At 61.9% G+C, this 10,499-nt stretch carries 8 protein-coding genes; 7 read left to right on the forward strand and 1 reads right to left on the reverse strand.

Features of this window, described 5'->3' with window-relative positions; all coding sequences use genetic code 11:
- Positions 1–9 precede the first annotated feature (9 nt).
- Genes A0251_RS14050 through A0251_RS14065 form a run of 4 tightly spaced genes read left to right on the forward strand, consistent with a single transcriptional unit; the run spans position 10 to position 5,228 of the window.
- The gene (locus A0251_RS14050) at positions 10–1,233 is read left to right on the forward strand and encodes an FAD/NAD(P)-binding oxidoreductase (RefSeq protein ID WP_231874244.1); all 1,224 of its coding nucleotides are present in this window, start codon (positions 10–12) and stop codon (positions 1,231–1,233) included.
- A gap of 26 nt (positions 1,234–1,259) precedes the next feature.
- Positions 1,260–3,008 carry a SulP family inorganic anion transporter gene (locus A0251_RS14055; RefSeq protein WP_062817470.1) on the forward strand — a complete coding sequence of 583 codons (1,749 nt, stop codon included), beginning with the start codon at positions 1,260–1,262 and terminating at the stop codon, positions 3,006–3,008.
- Between the two features lie 37 nt (positions 3,009–3,045).
- Positions 3,046–3,474 (forward strand): TIGR01244 family sulfur transferase, encoded by a 429-nt coding sequence (locus tag A0251_RS14060; protein ID WP_062817471.1) that lies wholly within the window; start codon positions 3,046–3,048, stop codon positions 3,472–3,474.
- A 2-nt stretch (positions 3,475–3,476) separates the two neighbouring features.
- Positions 3,477–5,228 (forward strand): SulP family inorganic anion transporter, encoded by a 1,752-nt coding sequence (locus A0251_RS14065; protein WP_062817472.1) that lies wholly within the window; start codon positions 3,477–3,479, stop codon positions 5,226–5,228.
- 126 nt (positions 5,229–5,354) lie between these two features.
- On the opposite strand, the gene A0251_RS14070 is transcribed toward A0251_RS14065, so the two are convergent.
- Positions 5,355–5,969 (reverse strand): YdcF family protein, encoded by a 615-nt coding sequence (locus A0251_RS14070; protein WP_062817473.1) that lies wholly within the window; start codon positions 5,967–5,969, stop codon positions 5,355–5,357.
- A 138-nt stretch (positions 5,970–6,107) separates the two neighbouring features.
- On the opposite strand from A0251_RS14070, the gene leuS reads away from it, so the two are divergent.
- The 3 genes from leuS to holA are packed head-to-tail and all read left to right on the forward strand — an operon-like array spanning position 6,108 to position 10,063.
- A complete protein-coding gene (gene leuS, locus A0251_RS14075; protein ID WP_062817474.1) occupies positions 6,108–8,543 on the forward strand; it encodes a leucine--tRNA ligase in 2,436 nt (811 codons plus the stop codon).
- 9 nt (positions 8,544–8,552) lie between these two features.
- The gene (gene lptE, locus A0251_RS14080; RefSeq protein ID WP_062817475.1) at positions 8,553–9,062 is read left to right on the forward strand and encodes an LPS assembly lipoprotein LptE; all 510 of its coding nucleotides are present in this window, start codon (positions 8,553–8,555) and stop codon (positions 9,060–9,062) included.
- Positions 9,062–10,063, forward strand: a complete 1,002-nt coding sequence (gene holA, locus A0251_RS14085) for a DNA polymerase III subunit delta (RefSeq protein WP_062817476.1) — start codon at positions 9,062–9,064, stop codon at positions 10,061–10,063. The genes lptE and holA overlap by 1 nt, the downstream gene beginning before the upstream one ends.
- Positions 10,064–10,499: the final 436 nt, after the last annotated feature.

Genomic DNA, 10,499 nt, shown 5'->3' on the forward strand with positions numbered 1-10,499 from the left:
GCAATGACCATGACACCGACTCTGTGGGACGTAGTTGTGATCGGCGGCGGTGCTGCCGGCATTGCGGCGGCGGCCAGCCTCCTCAAGCGCAAGCCGCACCTGTCCGTGGCCATCGTGGAGCCCAATGACCGGCACTTTTACCAGCCCGCCTGGACCCTGGTGGGTGGCGGTTGTTTCAACCCGGCCAATACCTGCAAAGCCACCGGCAAATTGATTCCCAACGGAGCCAAGTGGTTGCGCACCCGTGTTACCAGCCTGCAGCCGGAACACAATCAGGTAACCCTGGAAGATGGCCAGTCCCTGAGCTACCAGTTTCTGGTAGTGGCACCGGGTCTGGAGCTGAATCTTGGCGCCATAGCGGGTCTGGAAAACAGCCTTGGCAAGCATGGTGTGACCAGCAACTATCTGTTTGAACTGGCGCCCTACACCTGGGAATGCGTGCAACAACTGAAACGTGGCCGGGCGCTTTTCACCCAGCCGCCCATGCCCATAAAGTGCGCCGGGGCGCCACAGAAGGCCATGTACCTGTCCTGTCATCACTGGGAAAACACCGGCACCCTGGGCAACATTGATGTGCAGTTCCACAATGCCGGCGCCGTACTGTTCGGCGTGGCGGATTTTGTGCCGCCGCTGATGGAATATGTGAAGCGCTACAAGGCCAACCTGAATTTCAGCAGCACCTTGATCGCGGTGGATGGCCCTGCCCGCGAAGCCACCTTCCGGCGCACCAATGGCGATGGCATCAGCACCGAGCACACCGAGGCCTTCGACATGCTGCATGTGGTCCCACCACAACGGGCCCCACGGTTTGTGCGCGACAGTGAGCTGGCCAACGAGACCGGCTGGGTCGCCGTGGACGAAGCCACCCTGCAGCACCCCCGTTTTGCCAATGTATTCAGCCTGGGCGATGCCTGCGGCGCCAGCAATGCCAAAACCGCTGCTGCCGTGCGCAAGCAGGCGCCGGTTGTCGCGGAAAATCTTTGCGCTGCGTTGGAGAATCGAGCGCCGACCGCCCGCTATGAAGGCTATGGCGCCTGCCCGCTGACCGTGGAAAAAGGCAAGGTCGTGCTGGCCGAATTTGGCTATCAGGGCAAACTGCAACCCAGCTTCCCGCTCGACCCCACAGTACCGCGCAGCAGTATGTGGTGGCTGAAACGTCATGCCATGCCAAAAATCTACTTCGAGCTGATGCTAAAGGGCCATGAGTGGCTGGCCAGGCCAGGGAAGCTCTGAGGCGTGACACAACAAGGGATGGCAAGATGAAACTGCCCACCTGGTTGGGCGCCGCCCAGTGGCTGCCCCACTACAACCGCGAGACCGCTGCCCGGGATAGCGTGGCAGCGGTGATCGTCACCATCATGCTCATTCCCCAGAGCCTGGCCTATGCCATGCTCGCCGGGCTGCCGCCGGAAGTCGGTCTCTACGCCAGCATCCTGCCACTGGTTGTCTATGCCCTGCTCGGTTCCAGCCGTACCCTGGCGGTGGGCCCGGTGGCGGTAGCCTCGCTGATGACCGTTGCTGCAGCCAGTCAGGTAGCCACGGCCGGCAGTCAACAATACCTGGCAGCCACTGTCATTCTGGCTTTTCTGTCCGGCACCATTCTTATGGTGATGGCCTTGCTTCGACTGGGCTGGATTGCCAATCTGTTATCGCACCCAGTGGTGAGCGGCTTTATCAGTGCCTCCGGCCTGCTGATTGCCGCCAGTCAGCTCAAGCATCTGCTGGGCATTCCCTTGTCGGGCCATAACCTGGTGGAGCTTGGCCGATCGCTAACACAGTATTTTCCCCAAACCCATTGGCCTACCGTGGTACTCGGTGCGCTGGTGACAGCCTTCCTGTTCTGGGTGCGCAAGGCGCTCAAGCCCTTGCTGCAAAAACTCGGTTTCAATGCCTTCTGGTCCGACCTGGTGAGCAAAGCAGGACCTGTCATCGCCGTACTCGGCTCCACACTGGCCGTGGCCATGCTGGAACTGGATAGCGGCGGCATGGCTATTGTCGGTCACATTCCCGAAGGCCTGCCCGCATTGTCATTACCTGTATTTGATGCCGGCCTCTGGCAGGCGTTATTGCTGCCCGCTCTGCTGATCAGCCTGATCGGCTTTGTGGAATCCATCTCCGTGGCACAGACCCTGGCAGCCAAGCGTCGCCAGCGCATCAACGCCAATCAGGAATTGATGGGACTGGGCGGCGCCAACCTGGCCAGCGCCTTCAGCGGGGGCTTCCCGGTGACCGGGGGCTTCTCCCGTTCCGTGGTAAATTTCGATGCTGGCGCCCGCACGCCCATGGCCGGCGTATTCACCGCCATGGGCATTGCCCTGACCGCCCTGTTCCTGACCGGCGCCTTCACTTATCTACCCAAGGCCACCCTGGCCGCCACTATCGTGGTGGCGGTGCTATCACTGGTGGACCTGCCGGCACTGAAACACACCTGGCATTTCTCCCGGCTGGATTTCACCGCCATGGCCATCACCATGGTGGGGGTACTGGGTTGGGGTGTGGAAGCCGGGGTGCTGGCCGGGGTGATCACCTCCCTGGCACTTTATCTGTGGCGAACCAATCAACCCCATGTGGCCGAAGTAGGCCAGGTGCCCGGCACCGAGCATTTCCGTAATGTGCAGCGCCACCAGGTGCGCGTTTCTCCCCGGGTGTTGAGCATACGTATCGACGAGTCCCTGTATTTTGCCAACGCCCGCGGCCTGGAAGACCGGATCTACGATGCCGCCCTGCTGCGTCCGCAAACGGAACACGTGGTACTGATAGGCACCGCCATCAATCACCTGGACGCCAGTGCCGTGGATAGCCTGTTGAGCCTCAATCAGCGGCTGGATGATGCCGGTATCCGTCTGCACCTTTCCGAAATCAAGGGGCCGGTCATGGACCAGTTGCAGCACACCACCCTGCCGGCATTACTGACCGGTCAGATCTTTCTCACCCAATATCAGGCCATGCGTACTCTGGCCCCGGAAAGCATCGAGGAAAATCCCGCTCCCCCTTGCAGCCCTGTCTGACAAGGTTAAGCTGAGCGTTCATTCGCAAGGAGTTTTCATGGCTACCATCAATCGCCTTACCGAGAGCCTGTCTGTGGCCCCGCAACTGCAGCCTGAAGACATGGCCGAGCTGGCCAGCGCCGGCTTCAAGACCATCCTCAACAACCGACCGGATGGCGAAAGTGAGGACCAGCCCAGCAGCGCCGAGCTGGCCGCCGCCGCAGAAGCCGCCGGCCTCGAGTACGCCCATCAGCCGGTGGTGGGCAATAACATCACCGACGTGGACATCGACGGCTTTGACGCCATCGTGTCCCTGGCAGAGCAACCGGTACTGGCCTTCTGCCGCACCGGCACCCGCTGCACCACCCTGTGGGCCCTGACCCAGGCGGACGAGCAGGACAACGCCAGCATCCTGGCCACCGCCGAACAGGCCGGCTATGACCTGAGCCAGCTTGCCGGCCGGCTCGACCAGCGCCGGGGCCAGTAGCTGTGGACGATGCCGGCCGCCGGTTCCGCTGGCTGCCGGCCAGTGACTGGCTCGCCACCTACAACCGCGAGCTGGCGGCCGGGGATGTACTGGCCGCCATCATTGTCACCATCCTGCTGGTTCCCCAGGGCCTGGCCTACGCCATGCTCGCCGGCATGCCGCCGCAAACCGGCCTCTATGCCAGCATCCTGCCGCTGATTCTCTACGCCCTGTTCGGCACCAGCCGCACCCTGTCCGTGGGCCCCGCCGCCCTTACCTCGCTGATCACCGCGTCCGCCGCCGGCACCCTGGCCCAGGGCGACCCGCAACTGTTTATCCAGGCGGCCATCGGCATGGGGCTGCTGTCCGGGCTGTTTCTGGTGGCCATGGCCATATTGCGGCTGGGCTGGCTCACCAACCTGCTCAGCCACCCGGTGATCACCGGTTTCATCAGCGGCTGCGCCATTCTCATCGCCGCCAGTCAGCTCAAGCACCTGTTGCGCATCGATGCCTCCGGGGAGGAGCTGTTGACCCTGGCGCAGACACTGGGGCAACAGCTGCCGCAGACCCACTGGCTGACACTGGGCATCAGCCTGATCGCCATTGCCTGCCTGCTGATCCCGAAATACCTGGCCGCCCCCCTCGAGGGCACCCGGCTGCCCGGCTGGCTGGTGGCCTTTATCAGCAAGTGCGGACCGATTGTGGCCGTGCTGGTCACCATGCTGCTCACCGCATCCCTGTCGCTGGATAGCCATGGTCTTGCCGTGGTCGGCTCCATCCCTGCAGGGCTCCCCCATTTTTCCCTGCCCGGGCTGGACCCCATGCACTGGCAGGACCTGATAACCCCGGCCGCATTGCTGGCGTTGATCGGCTTTGTGGAATCCATTTCCCTGGCCCAGGCCCTGGCCGCCAAACGTCGCGAACGGGTCGATGCCAACCGGGAATTGATGGGGCTGGGACTGGCCAACATCGGCAGCGGCCTCTCCGGTGCCTTTGCTGTGACCGGCAGTTTTTCTCGCACCACGGTGAATTACCAGGCCGGCGCCCGCACACCCATGGCCGGCCTGCTCACCGGTATCGGCATTGCCCTGGTGGCGCTGTTCTTTACCGGATGGTTCCAGCTGCTGCCACTGGCCTCCCTGGCGGCCATCATCGTGGTTGGCATTCTGCCACTGATCAATCTGTCGGAGCTGAGACACCTGTGGGCCTTCAGCCGACCGGATGCCCTGGCCATGGCCGCCACCCTGGTCGGGGTGCTGCTGATCAATGTGCAAAGCGGATTATTGCTGGGAGTGGTGCTGTCCGTGGCGCTGTTCATGTGGCGTACCAGTCAGCCCCACGTGGCCGAACTGGGCCGGATTCCCGGCACCCATCATTTTCGCAACATGGATCGGCACAGCGTCCAGCTCACCGAGGCCGTGCTCTCCATCCGGGTGGATGAATCCCTCTATTTTGGCAATGCCCGCACCCTGGAAGACCGTATCTACGACGAGGCCCAGGCCCACCCGCAGATTCAGCATGTGGTGCTGCATTGCTCCGGCATCAACCATCTGGATGCCAGCGCCGTGGAAAGTCTGGAAAGACTGAACGAACGATTGAAGGACGCCGGCGTGACCCTGAACCTCTCCAACGTAAAGGGTCCTGTGATGGACATGCTGATAAAAACTGACTTTCAGAAGGTGCTTACCGGCAGGGTATATCTGAGTCACTATCAGGCCATGGAAGTGCTGGCGCCGGAGAGTTTGCGGGAGGAGGAGCCCGACACCTCACCCTAGGACACACTGACAACAGACATTCAGCGAGTTGCGAGTTGCGAAATGCAAACCCGTATCGCCTTTCGCTCCTCGCAACTCGTACCTCGCAACTACCTCCGCAGCTTGCCGCCAATCGCCTGCGTCCCCCTAAAGATACCGCAGGTGATACCACACCAGCGCCAGCCACTCGTACCAGATCTCCGGCACCATGGATAAGGCCCCGGCGGAAGGCACCCATTCCTGTTTTGGCAGCCGCTTGCGCCAGGCGGCCTGAGCCATCACCCCCTGGCTCTGGAAACACAGCAATGCCCTGGGCAGATGGGACCGGTCACTGACCAGGATGATCTCGTCGATGCCGCGCTGCCCCAGTAACTCGCCGCAGTGCACGGCATTTTCCCAGGTATTACGGCTTTCCCCTTCCTCCAGCACTGTCATGGTTGGCCAGCGCCGGCGCACCAGCTCGGCCATCAGCTGGGCCTCAGTGGGTTCATCATCCGCATGGGGCGTGCCGCTGATGCCACCGCTGACCAGCAGCGGCAAGCCATGCTCGTGGGCCAGTTCCGCCGCCAACTGTAACCGTCTCAGACCACGGGTGGTCAGGGAAAACTGGCCATTGCGCTGGCGCCGCCCGGCACCCAGCACCACCACCGCCTGGGGAGTAATACCCGTAATGCGTCGTGGCAGCGGGGGCAGCAGACTGCGGACCACGGCCGGCAAGGTACCCCCCACCAGCACCAGCAGTACCAGGTAGGTCAGCGCCATGGGCACTCCCGCTCGCGATGATTACCCAGCCGACACGTTTCGGGTGCAGACCGGTGAGAAATCCGGGCTAAGCTCATGTATCCTATGTCCCCTTCGCAACCGCGATGTTCCCGTATTTTTTTGATCAGTAGAGAGCCGATGGACGCACAGTATCGCCCCGATCAAGTCGAAGCCCAAGCCCAGCAGTACTGGGAGGATAACCAAAGCTTCAAGGTCACCGAAGAGGCCGGCAAGGAAAAGTTCTATTGCCTGAGCATGTTCCCCTACCCGTCCGGGCGACTGCACATGGGCCACGTGCGCAATTACAGCATCGGCGATGTGATCAGCCGTTACCAGCGCATGCTGGGCAAGAATGTACTGCAGCCCATGGGCTGGGACGCCTTCGGCCTGCCCGCCGAGAACGCCGCCATCAAGAACAAGGTGGCGCCGGCCAAGTGGACCTTCGAGAACATCGACTACATGCGCGGCCAACTGCAGCGCCTGGGCTTCGGTTACGACTGGGATCGTGAGCTGGCCACCTGCACGCCGGAATACTATCGCTGGGAACAGTGGTTCTTCACCAGGCTCTACGAGAAGGGGCTGGTGTATCGCAAGATGTCCACCGTGAACTGGGACCCGATCGATCAGACCGTACTGGCCAACGAGCAGGTGATCGACGGCCGCGGCTGGCGCTCCGGCGCCCTGGTGGAACAGAAAGAGATTCCCCAGTGGTTCATCAAGATCACCGACTACGCCGATGAATTGCTGAAAGACCTGGACCAGCTGGATGGCTGGCCGGAACAGGTCAAGACCATGCAGCGCAACTGGATCGGCCGCTCGGAAGGCGTGGAAATGGAATTCGCCATTCAGGGCGAAGCGCCGCTGCGCGTCTACACCACCCGCCCGGACACCCTGATGGGGGTGAGCTACGTGGCCGTGGCGGCGGCGCACCCGCTGGCGAAGAAAGCGGCTGCCGCCAACCATGAAGTGGCAGACTTTGTGGAAGAGTGCCTGCACAACAAGGTGGCCGAAGCCGATATGGCCACCATGGAAAAGAAAGGCATCTACACCGGCCTCACCGCGACTCACCCGATCAGCGGCGAACAGGTCCCGGTCTGGGTAGCCAACTTCGTGCTGATGAGCTACGGCACCGGTGCGGTCATGGCCGTGCCCGCCCACGACCAGCGGGATTACGAATTTGCCAAAAAATACGGCCTGCCCATCAAGCAGGTGATTGAACCGGCCAAGGGTGAGTCCATCGATCTGGACAGCGAAGCCTTCACCGAAAAAGGCAAACTGGTGAACTCCGGGGAATTCACCGGCAAGACCTCCGCCGAGGCCTTCGACGCCATCGCCACCTGGCTGAGCGAGCGCAACCTGGGCGAGAAAAAAGTGAATTATCGCCTGCGCGACTGGGGTGTCTCCCGTCAGCGCTACTGGGGTGCCCCCATCCCCATGGTGGAAACCGAAGACGGCGAACTGCACCCCACCCCGGAAGACCAGTTGCCGGTGGTGCTGCCCACCGAGGTGGAGATGGACGGCGTGAAGAGCCCCATCAAGGCTGACCCGGAGTGGGCCAAGACCACGTTTGGCGGTCAACCCGCCCTGCGCGAAACCGACACCTTCGACACCTTCATGGAGTCCAGCTGGTACTACGCCCGTTACTGTTGCCCGCAGAACGACCAGGCCATGCTGGACCCGGCGGCCGCCAACTACTGGCTGCCCGTGGATCAATACGTGGGCGGCATTGAACACGCCATCCTGCACCTGCTCTATTCGCGCTTCTTCCACAAACTGCTGCGCGACACCGGCCTGGTGGAATCCGACGAGCCCTTCAAGCAACTGCTCTGTCAGGGCATGGTGCTCAAAGACGGCGCCAAGATGTCCAAGTCCAAGGGCAACACCGTGGACCCGCAGGAAATGATCGAGGAATACGGTGCCGACACCGTGCGCCTGTTCATGATGTTCGCGGCACCCCCGGAGCAGTCTCTGGAGTGGAACGACTCTGGCGTGGAAGGCGCTTTCCGCTTTCTCAAACGCCTGTGGCGTCTGGTGGCAGAACACGTGGAAGCCGGCCTGCCGGGTGCACTGAACGTGGACAGCCTGGACGACAATGCCAAGGCACTACGTCGCAAGACCCACGAAACCATTCAGAAAGTCAGCGACGACTTTGGCCGGCGTCACACCTTCAACACCGCCATTGCGGCAGTGATGGAGCTGATCAACGACGTCAGCAAATTCGATGGCGACGCCGCCGTGAAGCACGAAGCCCTGGAAGCCGCCGTACTGGTGCTGGCGCCCATCACCCCCCACGCCAGTCATGCATTGTGGCAGGCCCTGGGCCATGATGAAGCGGTACTCAATGCCGCCTGGCCGGACGTGGACGAAAGCGCGCTGGTGAAAGACAGCATCGAACTGGTGGTACAGGTGAACGGCAAGGTCCGCGCCAAGCTCGAGGTGCCCGCCAGCGCCGACAAGGACACCGTGGAAAACCTGGCCAAGGCCGAGCCCAATGTGCAGAAATTCACCGACGGCAAAACCATCCGCAAGGTGATCGTGGTACCGGGTAAACTGGTCAACATCGTTGCCAACTGAGAGGCGGTTATGACATCCACCCTGCGCGCCACAACGCGTGTGATCCTGCTGATGGTGCTGGGGCTTGCCCTCAGTGCCTGCGGCTGGCAACTGCGCGGCACCACCAGCACACCCTCCATGGAAACCCTGACGGTAAGCGGTGCCTCCACGGAACTGCGCTACACCCTGGAAGATGAACTGGAAGACCAGGGCGTGCTGGTACATAGCGAAGCCCCTTACATCCTGGTCATTGATGATGAGGACTGGATGCGTCGTACTTCCGCGGTGGATGCCCAGGGCCGTCAGGCGGAAATCGAACTTCGCTACACCCTGCGCTGGCATATCAAGGACCGCAAGAGTGGTGCCCTGCTAACCACGCCAACGCGCATGATGACCCTGCGTAACCTCCCCTGGTATCCGGAAAACGCCACCGCCTCCTCCGACGAGGAGCAACTGGTCCGTGACGACCTGTTTCTGGATATGGCTTATCGGCTGATCAACCAGATTGCCGCCGCCTCCGAGGGCTGGGAGACCTACTGATGCGCCTGCGCCCGGAGCAGCTTGGCAAACATCTGGCCGACCGGTTACTGCCCGCCTACCTGGTGGCCGGCGATGAGCCGCTGCAACAGGGCGAGCTGCTTGACGACCTGCGCCGCGCCGCCCGGGATCAGGGTTTTGACGAGCGTCACCGTTTCTCTTCCGACACCGGCATCGACTGGAATGCCCTGCTCAACGAATCCCAGAGCATGAGCCTGTTCGGTGGCCGCCGGATTCTGGAACTGGTGCTCAACGACAAGCGACCGGACAAGGCCGGCAGCCAGATTCTCCGCGATGTTCTGGCCAGCCCCGGCGATGACACCCTGCTGCTGATCCGCTGCTCAAAACTGGATCGCCGCAAGGACTGGAACAGCGCCTGGGTGAAAGCCCTGGACGAAGTGGGCGCAGTGATTGAAGTCTGGCCGGTGGAAGGTGCCGGCCTGCGCAACTGGCTGCAGGACCGCTTGGCCAGCCGCGGACTCAGCGCAACGGAGGATGCCCTGGCCCTGTTGATCGAACGCAGCGAAGGCAACCTGCTGGCCGCCGCCCAGGAAGTGGACAAACTGACTCTGCTGGTGGAAGACGGCCAGGTAGGCCCGGAAGACGTACAACAGGCGGTAGGCGATTCCAGCCGTTACTCGCCCTTCGATCTCACCGAAGCCACCGCCCAGGGCAACGCCCAGCGCGTGTTGCACATCATCCAGACCCTTCGCGCCGAAGGCGTGGAGCCGCCGGTGTTGCTATGGGCACTGAGCCGTGACATCCGCATCCTCGACGGCATGCTCAGCGGCGGCCCGCCACCGCGCCTGCCCCCCCAGCGGGTACGTGCCATGCAGGCCCAGGCCCAGCGCCTCAACCCGCAACACCTGAAGGCCGCCCAGTCCAGCGCCATTCGCGCCGACCAGTGCGTGAAAGGCATGGCCAAAGGCGATCCCTGGCAGTACATCACCTCCCTGGCGCTGCGACTTGCAGGGCATCCTCTCCCGCGTAGCATGGAACGGTAACAGCCGCTGCAAGCTGCAACGCGAAGAAGGCCCTGTGCCTCATGAATTTCCATAGTCTCTCGCGCAGCCAGGCTATGGGCCTGTCGGTAGGAGTTCCTCTTGAGGGACGAACCGAGCGCAGCGAGGCAAGAAAGGATTGTCGTCCGCCGTTCTTTCTGAAACCTGTCGAGCTCTGAGATTCCTGATCGCCCTGCGGGCGATTTCCGCGCAAGCGCGGTTCGCACCTCAAGAGGTACTCCTACAGCGGCTTCGTAGAAATTGCGGACTACGAGGAACTTTCCAGTCTTTCCTTATCCCACCAGTGTAGCTTGTAGCTTGTAGCTTGTAGCTTGTAGCTTGTAGCTTGTAGCTTGTAGCTTGTAGCTTGTAGCTTGTAGCTTGTAGCTTGTAGCTTGTAGCTTGTAGCTTGTAGCTTGTAGCTTGTAGCTTGTAGCTT

The sequence above is a fragment of the Alcanivorax sp. NBRC 102024 genome (genome assembly GCF_001602235.1).
Classification (GTDB): domain Bacteria; phylum Pseudomonadota; class Gammaproteobacteria; order Pseudomonadales; family Alcanivoracaceae; genus Alcanivorax.